This is a genomic window from Enterobacter cloacae complex sp. HYC080_NIDB (assembly GCF_056673325.1).
Genome location: NZ_CP114212.1, coordinates 1,542,001 through 1,559,838, shown reverse-complemented (window position 1 = coordinate 1,559,838; position 17,838 = coordinate 1,542,001). Strand labels below are relative to the sequence as shown.

General features: G+C 54.8%; 15 protein-coding genes and 1 riboswitch. Of the genes, 6 read left to right on the top strand and 9 right to left on the bottom strand.

The window, feature by feature from the left end:
• The first annotated feature begins 81 nt into the window (after positions 1-81).
• From O1723_RS07370 to O1723_RS07360, 3 genes are read left to right on the top strand one after another with little or no spacing between them, the layout of a single operon-like run.
• Positions 82-1,359 carry a nucleoside permease gene (locus tag O1723_RS07370; protein WP_014884524.1) on the top strand — a complete coding sequence of 426 codons (1,278 nt, stop codon included), beginning with the start codon at positions 82-84 and terminating at the stop codon, positions 1,357-1,359.
• A complete protein-coding gene (locus O1723_RS07365) occupies positions 1,356-2,360 on the top strand; it encodes an ADP-ribosylglycohydrolase family protein (RefSeq protein ID WP_023337529.1) in 1,005 nt (334 codons plus the stop codon). Before O1723_RS07370 ends, O1723_RS07365 begins: the two co-directional genes overlap by 4 nt.
• Positions 2,357-3,310: a PfkB family carbohydrate kinase gene (locus O1723_RS07360; protein WP_248190832.1), complete on the top strand. Its 954-nt coding sequence runs from the start codon at positions 2,357-2,359 to the stop codon at positions 3,308-3,310. Before O1723_RS07365 ends, O1723_RS07360 begins: the two co-directional genes overlap by 4 nt.
• On the opposite strand, the gene O1723_RS07355 is transcribed toward O1723_RS07360, so the two are convergent.
• The 5 genes from O1723_RS07355 to O1723_RS07335 form a co-directional block, all read right to left on the bottom strand.
• A complete protein-coding gene (locus O1723_RS07355) occupies positions 3,284-4,030 on the bottom strand; it encodes a GntR family transcriptional regulator (protein ID WP_023330895.1) in 747 nt (248 codons plus the stop codon). The genes O1723_RS07360 and O1723_RS07355 overlap by 27 nt on opposite strands.
• A gap of 42 nt (positions 4,031-4,072) precedes the next feature.
• Positions 4,073-4,873 carry a bifunctional hydroxymethylpyrimidine kinase/phosphomethylpyrimidine kinase gene (thiD, locus tag O1723_RS07350; RefSeq protein WP_023337531.1) on the bottom strand — a complete coding sequence of 267 codons (801 nt, stop codon included), beginning with the start codon at positions 4,871-4,873 and terminating at the stop codon, positions 4,073-4,075.
• A complete protein-coding gene (gene thiM, locus O1723_RS07345; RefSeq protein WP_023337532.1) occupies positions 4,870-5,640 on the bottom strand; it encodes a hydroxyethylthiazole kinase in 771 nt (256 codons plus the stop codon). The genes thiD and thiM overlap by 4 nt, the downstream gene beginning before the upstream one ends.
• A 35-nt stretch (positions 5,641-5,675) precedes the next feature.
• Positions 5,676-5,772, bottom strand: a riboswitch (TPP riboswitch).
• Between the two features lie 278 nt (positions 5,773-6,050).
• Positions 6,051-7,484 (bottom strand): glycoside hydrolase family 32 protein, encoded by a 1,434-nt coding sequence (locus O1723_RS07340; protein ID WP_248190834.1) that lies wholly within the window; start codon positions 7,482-7,484, stop codon positions 6,051-6,053.
• Between the two features lie 16 nt (positions 7,485-7,500).
• The gene (locus O1723_RS07335) at positions 7,501-8,742 is read right to left on the bottom strand and encodes an MFS transporter (protein WP_014884531.1); all 1,242 of its coding nucleotides are present in this window, start codon (positions 8,740-8,742) and stop codon (positions 7,501-7,503) included.
• A 238-nt stretch (positions 8,743-8,980) separates the two neighbouring features.
• Between O1723_RS07335 and O1723_RS07330 the strand changes: the two genes are divergently transcribed.
• The 3 genes from O1723_RS07330 to O1723_RS07320 all read left to right on the top strand — a co-directional run bounded on the left by O1723_RS07330 (position 8,981) and on the right by O1723_RS07320 (position 13,193).
• Entirely contained in the window at positions 8,981-9,988 is a 1,008-nt protein-coding gene (locus O1723_RS07330; protein WP_248190837.1) for a LacI family DNA-binding transcriptional regulator, read from the top strand.
• Positions 9,989-10,331: 343 nt separating this feature from the next.
• Entirely contained in the window at positions 10,332-11,708 is a 1,377-nt protein-coding gene (locus O1723_RS07325) for a diaminobutyrate--2-oxoglutarate transaminase (RefSeq protein ID WP_014884533.1), read from the top strand.
• Positions 11,709-11,726: 18 nt separating this feature from the next.
• The gene (locus O1723_RS07320) at positions 11,727-13,193 is read left to right on the top strand and encodes a pyridoxal phosphate-dependent decarboxylase family protein (protein WP_038421085.1); all 1,467 of its coding nucleotides are present in this window, start codon (positions 11,727-11,729) and stop codon (positions 13,191-13,193) included.
• Between the two features lie 36 nt (positions 13,194-13,229).
• Here O1723_RS07320 and O1723_RS07315 read toward each other — a convergent pair whose 3' ends face one another.
• From O1723_RS07315 to O1723_RS07300, 4 genes are all read right to left on the bottom strand, one after another.
• The gene (locus O1723_RS07315; RefSeq protein ID WP_014884535.1) at positions 13,230-13,745 is read right to left on the bottom strand and encodes a protein disulfide oxidoreductase; all 516 of its coding nucleotides are present in this window, start codon (positions 13,743-13,745) and stop codon (positions 13,230-13,232) included.
• 76 nt (positions 13,746-13,821) lie between these two features.
• Positions 13,822-16,002 (bottom strand): polysaccharide biosynthesis tyrosine autokinase, encoded by a 2,181-nt coding sequence (locus O1723_RS07310; protein WP_014884536.1) that lies wholly within the window; start codon positions 16,000-16,002, stop codon positions 13,822-13,824.
• Positions 16,002-16,451 carry an arsenate reductase/protein-tyrosine-phosphatase family protein gene (locus O1723_RS07305; RefSeq protein WP_023330908.1) on the bottom strand — a complete coding sequence of 150 codons (450 nt, stop codon included), beginning with the start codon at positions 16,449-16,451 and terminating at the stop codon, positions 16,002-16,004. The genes O1723_RS07310 and O1723_RS07305 overlap by 1 nt, the downstream gene beginning before the upstream one ends.
• Positions 16,451-17,590, bottom strand: a complete 1,140-nt coding sequence (locus O1723_RS07300; RefSeq protein WP_479983869.1) for a polysaccharide export protein — start codon at positions 17,588-17,590, stop codon at positions 16,451-16,453. Before O1723_RS07300 ends, O1723_RS07305 begins: the two co-directional genes overlap by 1 nt.
• Between the last annotated feature and the right edge of the window lie 248 nt (positions 17,591-17,838).

The window sequence follows — 17,838 nt, the reverse complement described above, 5'->3', positions numbered from 1 at the left end:
ACAATCGCCACAAAGGTATTTAAAAGGTATTATTGAGTGGTATGTTAAAGGCGTACCCTCACTGACATGCAGGATTAAAAAATGAAAACGAAAGTCCAACTGTCATTCATGATGTTCGTTGAATGGTTTATCTGGGGCGCCTGGTTTGTGCCATTGTGGCTGTGGCTGAGTAAAAGCGGGTTTACCGCCGGGGAAATCGGCTGGTCTTATGCCTGTACCGCCATTGCCGCTATTCTCTCGCCTATTCTGGTCGGCTCGCTGACGGACCGCTTCTTCGCCGCCCAGAAAGTGCTGGCGGTACTGATGTTTGCCGGTGCCATTCTGATGTACTTCGCCGCGCAGCAAACCCAGTTCAGCACCTTCTTCCCGCTGCTGCTGGCTTACTCCCTGACCTATATGCCCACCATCGCACTGACCAACAGTATCGCCTTCGCCAACGTGGGCGATGTCGAGGCCGATTTCCCGCGCATCCGCGTGATGGGAACGATCGGCTGGATCGCCTCCGGGCTGGCGTGCGGATTCCTGCCGCAAATGCTGGGCTATAGCGACATCTCGGATACCAATATTCCGCTGCTGATGACGGCAGCCAGCTCCGCCCTGCTCGGTGTCTTTGCCCTGTTCCTGCCAGACACGCCGCCGAAGAGTACCGGCAAGCTGGATTTCAAAGTGATGCTGGGTCTGGATGCCCTTATCCTGCTGCGTGATAAAAACTTTCTGGTGTTCTTCTTCTGCTCATTTTTATTCGCCATGCCGCTGGCCTTCTATTACATCTTCGCCAACGGCTATCTCACCGAAGTGGGAATGAAAAACGCCACCGGCTGGATGACGCTCGGTCAGTTCTCCGAAATCTTCTTTATGCTGGCCCTGCCGTTCTTCACCAAACGCTTTGGTATTAAGAAGGTCTTACTGCTGGGTCTGATTACGGCCGCCATTCGCTATGGATTCTTCGTTTACGGCGGCGCGGAACAGTACTTCACCTATGCCCTGCTGTTCCTCGGTATTCTGCTGCATGGCGTGAGCTACGACTTCTACTACGTCACCGCCTATATCTACGTGGATAAAAAAGCGCCGGCGCATATGCGCACCGCCGCGCAAGGCCTGATTACGCTGTGCTGTCAGGGTTTTGGTAGCCTGCTGGGTTACCGCCTGGGCGGCGTGATGATGGAAAAAATGTTCGCCTACAAAGAGCCGGTGAATGGGCTGACCTTCAACTGGGCCGGAATGTGGACATTTGGTGGGATCATGATTGCCGTGATCGCCGTGCTGTTTATGCTGTTTTTCCGCGAATCGGACAAAGAGATCACTGCAATTGAGGTGGTTGATGGCGATGCCGCGCTGACACAAGGGGAAGTTAAATGAAGCAAAACCGTATTCTCGGTGCCCTTTACGGGCAGGCATTAGGCGATGCGATGGGCATGCCGTCAGAGCTGTGGCCGAGAAAGCGCGTTAAGGCGCACTTCGGCTGGATCGACCGCTTTTTACCCGGCCCGGCAGAGAATAATGCAGCCTGTTATTTCAGGCAGGCCGAGTTCACCGATGATACCTCGATGGCGCTGTGCCTGGCGAATGCGATTATCGAATGCGACGGACAGATTGATGCGGATGTTATCGGCAAACATATCCTGAACTGGGCGCTCGATTTCGACGCGTTTAATAAGAACGTACTCGGCCCGACATCGAAAATCGCGCTAAACGCGATCCGTGACGGTAAACCGGTCAGTGAACTGGAAAACAACGGCGTGACCAACGGGGCGGCGATGCGAGCCTCCCCTCTGGGCTGCCTGCTCCCGGCCACGCGTCTGGAACATTTTGTGGAGCAGGTGGCACTGGCCTCCAGCCCGACCCATAAATCGGATCTTGCCATCGCCGGTGCGGTGGTGATTGCCTGGGCGGTTTCCCGCGCCATCGACGGGGAACGCTGGCAGAACATCGTCGATGCCCTGCCGGGTATCGCCCGCTATGCGCAGGAGGCGAAAACGACCACCTTCAGTGCATCGCTGGCAGCGCGTATTGAGCTGGCGCTTAAGACAGTGCGGGAAGCTAACGGCATCGACTCCGCCAGCGAGCAGATTTATCAGCTCACGGGCGCGGGAACCAGCACCATTGAGTCCGTTCCGGCGGCCATTGCGATGGTCGAACTGGCGGGAACCGACCCGAACCGCTGCGCGGTCCTGTGCGCCAACCTGGGCGGCGACACCGACACCATTGGCGCGATGGCAACAGCCATCTGCGGGGCGTTGCATGGTGTGCAGGCGATTGATCCGGCGCTCAAGGCCGAGCTCGACGCCGTCAACCAGCTCGATTTCGGCCACTATTGCGAAAAACTGCTGCACTACCGGGAGCAAAGGGAGGGCGTATGAACTCGTTTGCCCGACGTCTCGAAACCTTGTATGCCACACGCCCGGTGACGGTGCTGGGCGCGGCGGTGATTGACGTCATCGCCGACGCCTACGCCCTGCCCTGGCGCGGGTGCGATATCGAGCTTAAACAGCAGGGTGTTAATATCGGCGGCTGCGCGCTGAACATTGCCATCGCCCTGAAACGACTCGGCATTGTGGCACAAAACGCCCTTCCCGTCGGCCACGGCGTGTGGGCGGATATTATCCGCAACGCGATGGCAAAACAGGATCTGCACAGCGCCGTGGAGGCCGAAACCGGCGACAACGGCTGGTGCCTGGCGCTGGTTGAGCCTGACGGCGAGCGCACCTTTTTGTCGTTTAGCGGGGTGGAGAACCAGTGGCAGCCGGGCTGGCTTGATACGCTGTCTGTACCATCACACAGCCTGGTTTATTTGTCCGGATATCAGCTGGCCTCACCGTGCGGTGAGCTGCTGACGAGCTGGCTGGAAGGGTTACAGGAGGTGACGGCATTGATCGATTTCGGCCCGCGCATCGGGGATATTCCCGCCCCCCTTATGGCGCGGATTATGGCCTGCAGGCCGATCGTGTCGCTTAATCGTCAGGAAGCAGAAATTGCGGCGGAAAGACTGGGGGTGAAGCCTGAAAACCTCGGCGCGGAATGGCAGCGGCGTTTCGGCGCCGCGCTGATTGTCCGTCATGATAAAGACGGGGCGGCCTGGTATGACGGTGACGCTTCAGGCGTTGTTCCGGCGTTTCCGGCCACGGTCGTGGATACCATTGGCGCAGGCGACAGCCATGCGGGCGGCACGCTCGCCGGGCTGGCGGCAGGGTGGTCACTGGCAGATGCCATTCTGTTGGGGAATGCCGTGGCGTCCTGGGTGGTCAGCCACCGCGGCGGTGATTGCGCTCCCACTCGCGAGGAACTACTCCTCGCACACAAAGACGTATAGATCGCTACGACAGTAGCTGATGCTGTACTCAATCGGCCGGTGTTGCTGGTCAAGCGCAACCTGCTTGATCACCAGCACCGGTATTTTTTCGTCCATCTTGATGTGCGCCTGAAACTCGCTGTCCGGCATACGGGCGCTCACCCGTGAACGGGTACGCTGCGGGAAAATATTCTGACTGCGGAAGTAATCGTACAGCGAAATACCAATCGCATCCGGATCGGGAATTAACCCGACCGGCACCCAGGACTCTTCAATCGACACCGCGTCGTCGTCAACATAGCGAATGCGTTTCAGCATGAACACCTCGCTTTCAGGCTCGAGCGACAGCTGGCTGGCCACCTCTTCCGGGCATTTTACCACCCGTTTATTGACCCACAGCGTGTTGGGCGTTTTACCGCGCAGCACCACCTGCTGAGAAAAACCGCGCGCCTCTTTCAGCGAATATTCGAAGATGTTGTGGATTTGCGTTCCGTAACCCCGGGCACGCGTTACAACGCCCTCAGCTTCCAGCGCCTGCATCGCTTTGCGCACGGTGATGCGCGACACGCCGGTTAACTGGCTGAGATCGCGTTCGCCGGGCAGAATATTCCCGTGCTCCAGCACCCCGCTGCGCACCGCGTTTTTTACCGTTTCGGCAAATTTCAGGTACAGCGGTGTGTTATCAGCCGCGGCGATCCGTTCATTCAGTTGAGCGATTAATCGGGTATGCGCTTGTTCCATCTCTGTTTTCTCAGACGTGGTGTTTCCTGCCAGTATACTGGCTTACCACCATGCATGAAAATGATGAACCGGCCCAATACCGTGACCGACTTCCAGAGTATCGGCTTTTGCCAGCGCCGCCGAGAGCCAGGTCTTCGCTTCGCGTACCGTATCGGCCCAGTTGTCATGCCGTGGACGCAGCGCCGCCAGCGCGGCAGAGAGCGTACAGCCCGTGCCGTGGGTATTTTTTGTCTGTACGCGCGGGGCGGTAAAACGCACTTCTCCGTCGCGGGTAAAGAGCCAGTCAGGGCTTTCAGCATCATCGAGGTGCCCACCTTTCATCAGCACCGCGCCACACCCCATCGCCAGCAGCGCGTTTCCCTGCGCTTTCATTTCACGTTCAGTTTGCGCATGCGATGTGCCTAACAGCGCGGCGGCCTCCGGCAGATTAGGGGTAATGAGCGCCACCTGCGGCAGCAATTTCTGGCGCAACGTCTCAACCGCGGAAGCGGAAAGCAGAGGATCGCCACTTTTTGCCAGCATCACGGTGTCCAGCACCACGTTTTGCACCTGATAACGCTTCAGTCGTTCTGCCACCGCTTCAACAATGTCCGTTTCGGCCAGCATGCCGATTTTGGTGGTATCAATGCGCACGTCGCTGAACACCGAATCAAGCTGCGCGGCAACAAAATCCGGTTCGATTCGGTAAACCGACTGCACGCCGCGCGTATTTTGCGCCACCAGCGCGGTAATCACTGAACAGCCGTACGCGCCGAGGGCCGAGAAGGTTTTCAGGTCAGCCTGGATACCCGCGCCGCCGCTGGGGTCGGTACCGGCAATGGTCAGGGCGTTAATCCGTTTCATGCCTGCTCCTCCAGCGTATAAAGCGCATCAAGGAACGCGCTGGCAAAACTGCCTGGCCCGCGAGCGTGCGTAACGGCAATCGTTCCGGCACGCTTCATCCATCCGCAGGCGGCGGCAACGTTATCCAGCCTGTCGCCCGGCAGCGAACAGCAGGCCGCGACGACGGCGGAGAGCGCACAGCCCGTACCCACTACGCGGGTCATCAGCGGGTCGCCGCCCGCAACCGTTCGGGTGCGCTGTCCGTCAGTGATGTAATCTATTTCCCCCGTCACCGCCACAATGGTATTAGTCTGACGGGCCAGCGCCTGTGCAGCTGGCACCGCGCTGACCGCGGTATCGGTGGTATCAACGCCGCGCCCACCGGCGCTCATTCCGGCAAGGGCAAGGATTTCGGAGGCATTGCCGCGAATGGCGGCCGGTTTAAGGGCAAGAATTTGGTGGCAAAAGCGGGTGCGGAACATCAGCGCGCCCACGGCCACCGGGTCCAGCGTCCAGGGCTTTCCTGCCGCCACCGCGCTTTCAATCGCCCGACGCATCGACTGGGCGCGTGGCGAGGTCAACGTGCCGACGTTTATCAGCAGGGCATCGGCAATCCCGGCAAACTGTTCAGCTTCTTCGGCCTCAATCACCATCGCAGGGGATGCGCCAAGCGCCAGCAACACGTTAGCCGTGAAGGTCTGTACGACATCGTTGGTCATGCAATGGGTAAGCGGAGAACGGGTACGGAAATGATGTAAAACGTGTAAATCGAGCAGGTCAGGCTGCATGGGTTCGCTCCTGCCTTGCGTGAAGAAGCGATGACCGGTGAGGCATCTGACTTCCCTACGCTGGCATTATCCAGATCAGGTAATACGGGTATTTCTCAGCCTTCACAAAGAAGGGCACCCCGAGTCAAAATACTTTTAAAACAATGAGTTAATTAACGCTTATTGCTGTTGTTTAGTGTAACCGCGGCGGCGTGCCAGGCGCAAGGGGTTTCGATTTATCGCGGTACTCATCACAGCAGAGACCGGGAAAGGAATCACCTGTTCATCTTCGTTTATTACTCTGTCAGAGCAGATCGGCGGTGAGTAAAGAAGCAACGTAAAACAAAGGCGTCGCCTGTCGCCTTTTTATTTGCAGACCATACGGATTATGACGTCAGGAAATTCAGGACGTTATTCCTGACGTCATTCGTTTACCCTAATTGCCATGCTCCGGCATCGATAAGCGAAGCGGCCCCGGTCCACGCGAACAACGCCAGTTCGCGACACTCTGCATCAGGGTAAATGCGGCTGCTCAGGCACGCCTCCCCTTCATTGACAAACACTTCCACTGACGAGCTGTCAACGAACAGGCGCAGGCTTAGCGTGTCGTTCAGGTTCAGCGCGACGCTTCGGGTACCGCACAGGCCATACTGCGGATAATAACGCTCCAGCACCAGGCGCTGCATCTGCGCATCAACATAGACGCGTAAGCCATCTCCAAAACGAATGCCGTATTGCTCTGCACCGCTGTTGGCGCAATCCCACTTCAGCATGACCTCCATCGCGTCGCAGTGTTCCACCAGAGTAATCTGCTGGTTTTTAAGAGTACTTACTGGCCAGGGGAACCACTCTCCCCGGAGGCCTTCGACCTCTCTGGCCGGTCGCATTTGCAGGCGGTTATCCGCACTCAGCGTCAGTTCACGCGGTAAAGAGAGCATGCCAGCCCATCCATCTTCCTGCTCCGGCAGTGGGGATTCCCACATGTCCAGCCAGCCGATAACGATACGGCGGCCATCAGGGGTCAGGAAACTTTGTGGCGCATAGAAATCATGTCCGCGATCCATCTCCACAAACTCACCTTCTCGCACAAAAGGCTGACCAGGCTGCCACTCGCCCAACAGATAGCCACTCTGAAATAGATTACGATTTTTGTATCCTTCAGCCACCACTCCCTGAGGTGAAAACATCAGTACGCGCTTGCCATTGAGAGTGAAAAAGTCAGGGCATTCCCACATATACCCCATCTCTTTTTCTGCCACCGCAAGCACGCCCATATCCTGCCACGCGTGCAGATCTTCAGAGCGATATACGCGCACCTGACCCGTTTCGCCGTCCCGCGCACCGACGACCATGTACCAGCTCTCCCCCTCACGCCACACTTTCGGGTCACGGAAGTGATGCAGGCCAGGCGGCGTGTCAACAACCATGCCTTCCCGGCTAAAATGAATACCATCACGGCTGGTCGCCAGACACTGCACCTGGTAGAGATTTGCCTCATCATCAGGATCGCCGTGGAATTTATGTCCGGTGTAAATCAGCGCAAGCGTATCGCCATCCACCACTGCCGATCCGGAAAAACAGCCATCCTTGTCTTCTGCTCCTTCTGGCGCCAGTGCAACCGGGAGATGTTCCCAGTGAACTAAATCATTGCTGCGCGCATGGCCCCAGTGCATCGGGCCCCACTGGGTCGAATACGGATGATGTTGATAAAAGGCGTGGTACCAGCCATCAAACCAGACCAGGCCATTAGGGTCGTTCATCCAGCCAGCGCGTGCAGCGAGGTGGTAACGCGGATACCAGCGCAGATTAAGCCCCTCGCGTCTGGACTGAAGTTCCTGCTCTGCTTTCGTAATGGAATACGTCATTGCTCTACTCTTTCGATCAGATAGTGGAAGGTTGCGGCATGAGCGGGTCAGAAGAGGACTTACCCGAGCGCAAAAGGAAGATGGAGATAAACGTGGTGCTGAACACTAACAGCCCCATAATCAGATAAGACTGGGCAAAACCGTATTTCTCATAGCTGTAACCTGCCAGCGGCGACAGGACTGAGGCAATTACCGAGCTTGTACAGGCGAAGCCCACCAGATAAAGGGTGGAAGAGAGCCGCTTATCAAAATGTAAACTGTTGTATTTAAAGATTGAGACCAGCAAAACAGGCAGTTCTACTGCGTGCAATAGTTTGGTTATGGAGATCAATACCGGCCCCTCAACCAGACCCGATGCCACCATACGCATCGCCATCACCATTCCCGCGAAAATCAGGCCATTCTTCGCGCCGAGGCGATTCACCAGCCAGGGGGCGCAGAACATCCCCGCCGCTTCAAGGAAAACCTGGAAGGAGTTGAGGTAGCCGTACATGGCGTTCCCTTCCTGCAACGTCGGGAACTGGGAGGAGAAATAGACCGGAAACTGCTGGTCGTAAACGCCGTAAATACAGGTCCCGATTACGAAAAACACCAGCGCCCAGAAGCGTGGCAGCGTCAGCAGGCGCAGCGCGTCTTCCAGCGTGACCTTGCCGCCGGAGACCGCTTCCTGCATGGCGTGCGGTGCGGAAGAGACCCTGAGACGCGCCAGCAAAATAAAAAACACCAGTCCTGCGCAGCTCGCGACAGCGAAATTCAGCTTCGGATCGATGTTAAACAAGAGTCCCGCAAAAAAGGTCGCCACTGCCCAGCCAAGCGATCCCCACATCCTCGCTTTGCCGAATTCAAACTGGCTTTGGCGTGCCACGCGCTCGGTATAGGATTCCAGTACCCCTATCCCGCCGTTAAACGTCAAACCGATAAAAACCCCGCCGAAAATACTGCCGAGTAAAACGTTAATCTGCAGCAGATAACCAAACAGCAAAAACGCCGGACCCGAAAGAATGAGCAGACTGGTCAAAAACCAGAGCAGGTTTTTTCGCAGACCGAGCTTGTCCTGAATGAATCCATAGCAGATTTGAGCAAACAGCGCAGAGACTGAAAGCACGGCATAGATAATGCCGGTATCCCCTGCCTTTAAGCCCACTTCCTGGTGGAGCCAGATAGAAAGCAACGAGCCGGAAGACGACCAGGTCACAAAAAAGAAAAACAGTAATGCGCTCAATAAAGGGTAGCTGTGAGAGTGATGCGTTTTCATCATGACATTCTCATGTTGGAGTAATGACGCAATGGTAACGTTAACATAATTTTATTCTCATGCTGTTTGACTAAGGTTTATGATGTTAATCACGAAAGTTAACGTTAACATTGAAGGAGTGCGATCGCGATCAAATATTCATCTGTGATCGCTGCACGACACTACCCCAGAACAGGATTTCCTTTTACATCATTTACTTAGTTGTATATTCTCTCTTACAGATCATTGACGGAGTAAGAAAATGGCTTCCCTGAAGGACGTCGCAAAGCTGGCGAACGTGTCTCTGATGACTGTATCACGTGCGCTTAACAGCCCGGAGCGCCTAAAACCGGAAACGCTGGCGCGCGTACATCGGGCCATCGAGCAGACCAACTATGTGCCCGATCTGTCCGCCAAGAAGATACGTGGTGCACATGCCTCACCTAAAACCATCGGCGTGCTGGCCCTTGATACGGTGACGACACCTTTCTCGGTGGAGATTACGCTGTCCATTGAAGAGACCGCCAGGATGCACGGCTGGAACAGCTTCGTGATGAATATGTTTAGCGATGATAACCCGGACGCCATTGTCGACCTTCTCCTGTCTCATCGGCCTGACGGGATTATTTACACCACCATGGGGCTACGTCAGGTTCCTCTCCCGGCTAAGTTGCTTACCCTACCCTGTGTGTTGGCCAACTGCGAAAGTGACGGTGAACGGGTAGCCAGCTATATTCCAGATGACGAACTGGGGCAGTACACCGCCGTGCGCGCGTTGCTTGCGGAGGGCTATCAACAACCACTCTGCCTGCATTTGCCTGCGGGCCACCTGGCCACAACCCGACGCCGTCAGGGGCTGGAACGCGCATGCCTTGAAGCGGGAATCGACCCGGATAGCCTGGAGCACAACTATATGGCGCCCGGCGATGAGCACTATCGTGACATTCCCTCAGTGTTGCTGGCGCGCATCCAGAATGGTGTCCCACGGTTCGACGCCGTGATCTGCGGCAACGACCGCATCGCGTTGATGGTCTATCAGACGCTACTGGCGCAAGGGCTTCGCATTCCCGAGGATGTCGCGGTTATCGGCTACGACAATATGGTCGGCATTGGGGAACTCTTCCTCCCTCCGCTCTGTACAGTTCAGTTGCCGCATTATGAAATTGGTCGCCTGAGCGCCCTGCATATTATTAACGGTGAGCAACACCTGGAAACCACACGTGTTGAAAGTCCATATTTAAAGCGTGATTCCGTTGCGCATGCATCCTGACCGCAGCTTTTTGCACAGGTCGCAGAAATAAGCGTGCAAAGGAGGCGGCTTACCTCCTTTTCATCAAGCGAATCGCACAATTTGCCACACTCTTTTTTATGATTTTACAATCAGGGCGTAAAGTACGTAACAGGCTGTTTTTATTTACCATAAAGTGTAATTTCCTCTCCTTAAACGGGGATAAACCCGCCCCTGTAACCCATGTCACAAAACAGTAAACAAATTAACCATTGAGCCCCGTGGCAAAAGGCTCTATATTGGCGGCGTTTTTTTCAGGCCCCATCTGTTTTTTAACTTTTTATTCAATCGTGGCTCATAACGAAGCGGCGGTTGTAGGAGTGATATGATGACGGATAAAGTCCGTATTGACACTGTAGATGCCCACAAAAGCAACGAAACCTATCTGGCCCGTCAGGCCGAGTTTGAATCTAACGTCAGGAGTTATCCGCGCAAACTGCCTTTAGCGATCACTAAAGCAGAAGGCGTGTGGATCACCGATGCAGATAATAAAGAATACCTTGACTGTTTAGCAGGTGCAGGGACCCTTGCGCTTGGACATAACCATCCTGATGTGCTGAAAAGCATCCAAAATGTCATTACCAGCGGCTTGCCGTTACATACACTGGATCTGACGACGCCTCTGAAAGACGCGTTTTCTGAATACCTGCTCTCTCTGCTGCCGGGTCAGGGCAAAGAGTACTGCCTGCAGTTCACCGGTCCATCCGGTGCTGACGCCGTTGAAGCGGCGCTGAAGCTGGCGAAAAAAGTGACCGGCCGTAGCGGTATCATCAGCTTCTCAGGTGGTTACCACGGGATGACCCACGGCGCACTGTCCGTGACGGGTAACCTGTCTCCGAAAGAAGCGGTTGACGGTATGATGCCAGAAGTGCAGTTCATGCCTTATCCGCACGAATACCGCTGCCCACTGGGTATCGGTGGTGAAGCGGGTGTTAAAGCGCTGACCTACTACTTCGACAACCTGATTAACGACGTTGAAAGCGGCGTGCGTAAACCTGCTGCGGTGATCCTCGAAGCCGTTCAGGGTGAAGGCGGCGTGAACCCGGCTCCGGCTGAGTGGCTGCAGCGCATCCGTAAAGTGACGCAGGAACATGGCATTCTGCTGATCCTCGACGAAGTTCAGGCAGGCTTTGCCCGTACCGGTAAATTCTTCGCCTTCGAACACGCGGGCATTGAGCCAGACATTATCGTGATGTCTAAAGCCGTTGGCGGCGGTCTGCCGCTGGCCGTGCTCGGTATCAAAAAGCAGTTCGACGCATGGGCACCGGGTCACCACACCGGCACCTTCCGCGGCAACCAGCTGGCGATGGCAACCGGTCTGACGACGCTGAAAATCCTGAAAGACCAGAACATCGCAGGCAAAGTGGCTGCACAGGGCGAATGGCTGAAAGGCCAGCTGAAAGAGATGGCGAAACGTTATCCGGTCATCGGCCACGTTCGCGGTCTGGGCATGATGATCGGTATTGAGATCGTTAAGCCACACGAAGCGGCTGACCACATGGGTTGCTTCCCGGGCGACGGCGAGCTGTCTGCACTGATTCAGAAGAAATGCTTCGAAGCCGGTCTGATTCTGGAACGTGGTGGTCGCAACGGTATCGTTCTGCGTCTGCTGCCTTCTCTGCTGATCAGCGATGAAGAGCTGAAAATCTTCCTGGATAAATTCGAGCAGGCACTGCTTGCTGCGGGCGTTCGCCCGGCGTAACCGGAGTAGTTGATTACGATGTCAGATTCAAACCCAATTTTGTTCTCCTCTGCGCAGAGCATTGACGCTTATCAGCAGGCGATTGAACAAAGCACTCAGGCTGTGATGCAGTGGCTGAAACAGCCTGAGATGTACCAGGGCAAAACGGTCGCGGAACTGCGCGACCGTATTAAGCTGGATTTCAACCCAAAAGGGCTGGGCAACGAAGCGGCGATTGAACGCGCCGTGGAGTTCTTCCTGAAAGACAGCTTGTCCGTTCATCACCCACAGTGCGTGGCGCACCTGCACTGCCCAAGTCTGGTCGTAAGCCAGGCGGCAGAAGTGCTGATTAACGCCACTAACCAGAGTATGGACTCCTGGGATCAAAGCCCGTCCGCAACCATCATTGAGATCAAACTGATCGAATGGCTGCGTACCCGCGTGGGTTATCAGGCTGGCGACGCAGGTGTTTTCACCAGCGGCGGCACTCAGAGCAACCTGATGGGTCTGATGCTGGCCCGTGATGCGTTCTTCGCGCGTCAGGGTCACTCCGTTCAGCAGGACGGTCTGGTGGGCGATCTGCGTAAGATCCGCGTACTGTGCTCCGAAAACGCGCACTTCTCCGTGCAGAAAAACATGGCGCTGATGAGTCTGGGCTACCAGTCCGTGGTGCAGGTGAAAACGGATGAATTCTCCCGTATGGATCTGTCCGATCTGGCGGCGAAAATTGCGCAGTGCAACGCGAACGGCGAGCAGATTCTGGCGATCGTCGCGACAGCCGGTACCACCGATGCCGGTGCTATCGACCCGCTGCGTGCGATTGCTGAACTGGCGGCGAAGCAGAACATCTGGGTACACGTTGATGCGGCCTGGGGCGGCGCGCTGCTGATGTCTGAGCAGTATCGTCATTACCTGGACGGTATTGAGCTGGTGGATTCCGTCACGCTGGACTTCCACAAGCAGTTCTTCCAGACCATCAGCTGCGGCGCGTTCCTGCTGAAAGAAGCACGTCACTATGAACTGATGCGCTATCAGGCTGCCTACCTGAACTCTGAGTTCGACGAAGAGGCGGGCGTGCCAAACCTGGTGTCCAAATCTCTGCAGACGACCCGTCGTTTCGACGCGCTGAAGCTGTGGATGAGCCTGGAAGCACTGGGTCAGGAGCAATACGCCGCGATCATCGATCACGGCGTGACGCTGGCGCAGCAGGTTGCCGCCTACGTGAAAGAGCAGCCTGCTCTGGAACTGGTTATGCAGCCACAGCTGGCAAGCGTGCTGTTCCGCTTCCGTGGCCAGGTGCAGATGGACGATGCGGGTATCGCCCTGCTGAACCAGAAAATTGGTGATGCGCTGCTGGAGTCTGGTCGCGCGAACGTCGGTGTGACCGAGCATAACGGCGTTACCTGCCTGAAGCTGACGCTGCTGAACCCAACCGTGACGCTGGAGGATATCAAAACCCTGCTGTCTTTGGTTGAGCGCACCGCGCAGGAAGTTCTGGCTAAGTAATCCAAAACCCCTCTCCCGCCGGGAGAGGGGTTATTTTTACAGACCTGCCCACCACATCCTGACTTTTAATCCCCAGTAGCTCGTCCAGCCCGTTGTAGTACTGACCACATTCCCCTTCGATACAATCACCAGCGTCGGCGTTACGCTCACCTGCCACTGTTGTGACACCGCACCGTTTGGATCGTTAATCACCGGCATACTCAGGCTTTTCTTCTCGACCCAGCGAGCCAGCTTCGCATCATCACCAGAACGCATGGCAATACTGATGACGTTACCGCCCTCTTCTGCCAGCTTATCCACCGCCGGTGTCGTATAACGGCAGATGCTACACCAGGTGGCCCAGACGTAGATCAGCAGTGGCCGCTCCTGGCTGAGCGCTTCGATATCGTGGCGCTTTCCGTCAATGCTTTGCATTGGTGTGGCGCTAAAACTGGCGGGGAGTGTGGGCTTGCGGTATTGATCCACGCCCCACATCACGGCCAGCGCGAGAAGGAAGAAAATGATCCCTTCCCGCGCCCAACGGCGCAGTCGACTCAATTTACGGTTATCCATTATGACCTCTCGTTGTAACGGAGGTCATCTTAACGGGCTGTTCGGCGCGGTGCTGTAAAGAAGTGTCGCGCCACGCTTATTCCTGAGTGTAACCGTAGTCGTAGTGGCTATAGCCCGAGTTGTAATAGAGCGCAGCGGATTTCACGATATCGTTGAGGATAGCGCCATTCACCTGCACGCCCGTTTGCCGCAGACGCTTCAGTGAGTGCTCGACCTCTTTACCGCTGGTTTTTCCAAAACGGGCAACCAGTAGCGTGGTGGCCGCGGCTCTGGTGATCAGCAATGCATCCGTCACGGCAAGTACGGGTGGGGTGTCGATAATGACGATGTCATAAAGAGTGTCGATCCGTGACATTACCGCCTGGAAGCGTTCACTCATGAGCAAATCAACGGGATGTGAAGGCCGGGGTCCGCAGGTCAGGACATCAAAACCGCCTTTCTCAAAGCGTTGAACCGCGTCCTGCCATTCTACGTTTCCTCCGAGCACGCTGGACAATCCAAGATGATTGTTCAGTTTGAAAATATTGTGGACATACCCCTTGCGCATATCCGCATCAATAAACAAGACTCGCTGTCCCGCCTGAGCCGCAATCGACGCCAGTGAGGTACTGACCAGGGTCTTTCCGCAGTCCTGCGTAGGGCCTGACACCACTACGATTCGGTTTGTTGCATCCATCATTGTAAAATGCAGACTGGTACGGAGCCCGCGCACCGCTTCGATAAACATATCGGTCGGCCGGTCAACTGGCAGGAAAGGTACGTTTGATGTTCTGTGTTTCCAGTGGGAAGCAAACAGGTTCCGCCTGCGCAGATGCGTCTTTTTCCAGAGCCAGACTGAACGCGGGAGCGTCGCCAGAAGCGGTATTCCCTGCATTTCAAGTTGCTCAGATGACGTAATGCCCCGCTTAAAGGCCGAACGCACGAAAACCGTTCCGGTCGAGAGCATTAACCCCATCAGCATGCCCAGCACAATAATAAGCGCTTTACGCGGTTTAATCGGAATGGGCTGCGTCACGGCCGGGTCAATGATCCGCACGTTTCCAATCGCGCTGGAGCGGGAGATATTCAGCTCCTGCTGCCGCGTCAGAAGCTGCAGGTAGATGGTACGCCCGGATTCCACGTCACGACTCAGGCGTAATATTTCCTGCTGCGTGGAGGGCATGGCTGAAACGCGTTTGTTGAGGCGCGTACGTTCCTGCTCGAGCGTTTGTTTCTTTTCCCGTAACGCGCGGTAAGTGGGGTGATCCTTCTTGAAAAGCTGAGAAACCTCTGCTTCACGGAATGTCAGCTCGTTAAGCTGGTTTTCCACATTAACAACCTGATCAAGAACCGACTTTGCCTCCAGAGACAAGTCGACAGAATCACGCTTCTCTCTGTAGGCATTCAGTCGTGCTTCGGCTTCATCCAGCTCCCGACTGATCTTCGGTAATTGAGTCTGTAAAAACGTCAGGCTCCGGGTATCTTGAGCTTCCTGACGCGCAATATTCTGGCTGAGATAATTTTCAGCAATCGTATTAAGCACTCTGGCGATCTTACCGGGGTCTTCACCCGCTATGGTTAACGCGATCATACCGCTCTGTTTCGCCGATTCAGCAACCGTAAGCCTCTTTTGAATGGCGTTGATCGCTTCAAGTTTCGTGACGGTTTTGAGGATAAATTGGGTACCCGGAACCGAATCGAGGGATGTCACCAGCAGAGATACCCCATCTTTAACCAGCGCTTTTCCCACAACGCCGTCTACAGCCAGCGTCTTTCCCTCAAGATGAAATCGCCCCTGGTCCTGTACGGTGAGTAAAAGCGTTTGTGGCTCACCTTCCAGAAGCGGAATAGTCAGTGCGCCAATCGTTATTTCATCAGATTTTCGTCCCCGAATCTGTTCCCACACAGGACCGATAACAGGGAGTACGCGCCGCTTAACGTGGTATGTTAGCCCGAGTTGATCAACGGTCTCTCCCAGAATCATCCTTGATTTAAGGAGTAGAAGTTCTGGGGCGACATCAGGGGAGAGATCGGACCCGAACTGGCTTAAGCTTTTAAGTAGCGAGTTATCCTGCTTCGCCTCGACCTGCACCAGGGCATCAGCCTGATAAACTGGCGTGGCGCTAAATGCATAAATCCCCGCACATACCGTGAACAGGAGTGTGATACACGCAATCATGATCCGGTGATCAAACATCTCAGCAAGCAACTGAATGAGATCGATTTCATTATTCTGCGGTGTCGCAGCACCAAATTTGTCTGATTTAGAAGACGACATTACTGCTTCATTCCTTGTTGACTCAAACGACGAGCCCATTCCTGACTGGCTTTTCCCAATTGGTTGAAAACATATTCGAAGGCTTCACGACTTTTATGATACGGGTCGGGAATGTCCTTGGTTTCCAGCCATTGTCCAAATAGCAGCGATTTTCCCCGGTTCTCCGGGGCCATAGTGGCGATAAAACGAAGGTGTTTCGGCTCCATCACCAGAATCAAATCGGATTTTTGTAACAGGCTACGCGTCACCTTGCGGGCAACATGCCCCTCCAGCGAAATACCATGACGCCAGGCCACGGCCTGCGCAGCGGCATCCGCCGGGCATCCTTCGAGACCGAAAATACCTGCCGAGGTCACCTGCCTGCCGGGTAACTGCTGGCGCAACAGCCGTTCACCCATTGGCGAACGGCAAATATTGCCTGTGCAAACCACTAAGATTGAATTGAACATTATTGCGGCCACGATCTGATATAGCGGACGGTTTCGGTCAGATCGTGAACACCTGTGATAGTCGGCACCAGTTGGGTAATGACGCGATTCCAGCGTGAAAGCGGTGCGGTGGTCACATAGACAATGTCATACGGCTCCAGCTGAAACTCCGTGCTTAGTACCGTGGCTGACGCATCTTCTGCATTCAGTTGATAGATGTTGGCAATTTTGTCCGCGTCGCCTTTTTTCGCTACCTGTCGAATAACAAAAATGCCGGTGGCATCGGCCATGTTCTGGTTTAAGCCGCCAGCATTTCCCAGCGCTTCGGCCAGCGTCATGCCGCTACGATCCATTTTAAGGGTGCTCTGTTTAACCACCTCCCCCATCACGAACACTTTCAGCGCGTCGTTTCGGGGAACAAACAAGATATCGCCAGGATAAAGCAGCTTGTTTTGCGTTAAATCGCCGTGCTGCATCAGGGCATAGAGGGAAAGACGTGAGTCCTGACCATTATGCGTGAGTACCACATTCCGCCAGTCGGCATCCGCAGATAGCCCACCAGCAGCGTTGACTGCATCCATTACCGTCAGTGGAATATTGGTAATGGGCTGCTGGCCCGATTTCTCTACCTCACCAGTGATATAGGCTTTTTGCGAACGGAAGGAGGCAATGCTGACATCCACCTGAGGGCTCTCAATGACCTTATCCAGTCGCGCGGTAATCTCTTCACGTATCTGTGAAACTGTTTTGCCCGCTACGTGCAGCTTACCGACATAGGGGTAAAAAAGCGTACCGTCGGCGTTGACCCAGTTGCCCGCATCGCTCGCGCTACGATACTGCCCGGCAGGCGTCGTTAATTCAGGGTGATCCCAGACGGTGACCGTCAGGATGTCGCCTGTGCCAATACGGTATTCCCAGTTTTTGAGCTGCTCATCCAGATTAGGATTCGCCTGAGATTTCGACACGGGCGGACGCAGTTTTTCAATCAACCCAGGGGTCACTGGAAAAATTTCTACACGTTTATCCAGTTGATGATTAATTCCTTCACTCGGCGTAACTTTTTTTCCAGACAGACTTAAGTGCTGACCCGGTGAAAATACACACCCTGTTAACTGGCTAAGAAAAAGAAAGAGTAGTGGGAATGCAGTTGTGTTTTTCATTTATATAAAATGTTGGTTTATCGTTGCGCCAGGCGTTACATCTGCAAAAAGAATGCAACTAACACCATGAAATATAATTAGTTATTATTTTAATGGCATTACCATGAAATCCTAAAAAACGAATACATTCACTTTGAAAAAACTGAGCCGATGCACAATCGCCTAATAAAATCAAAAGTAATATCACTTCATCCGAAGGCGATACTAAAGGGTATTCCTCAGTAAAGCATTCGCTTAACCGCGCAATT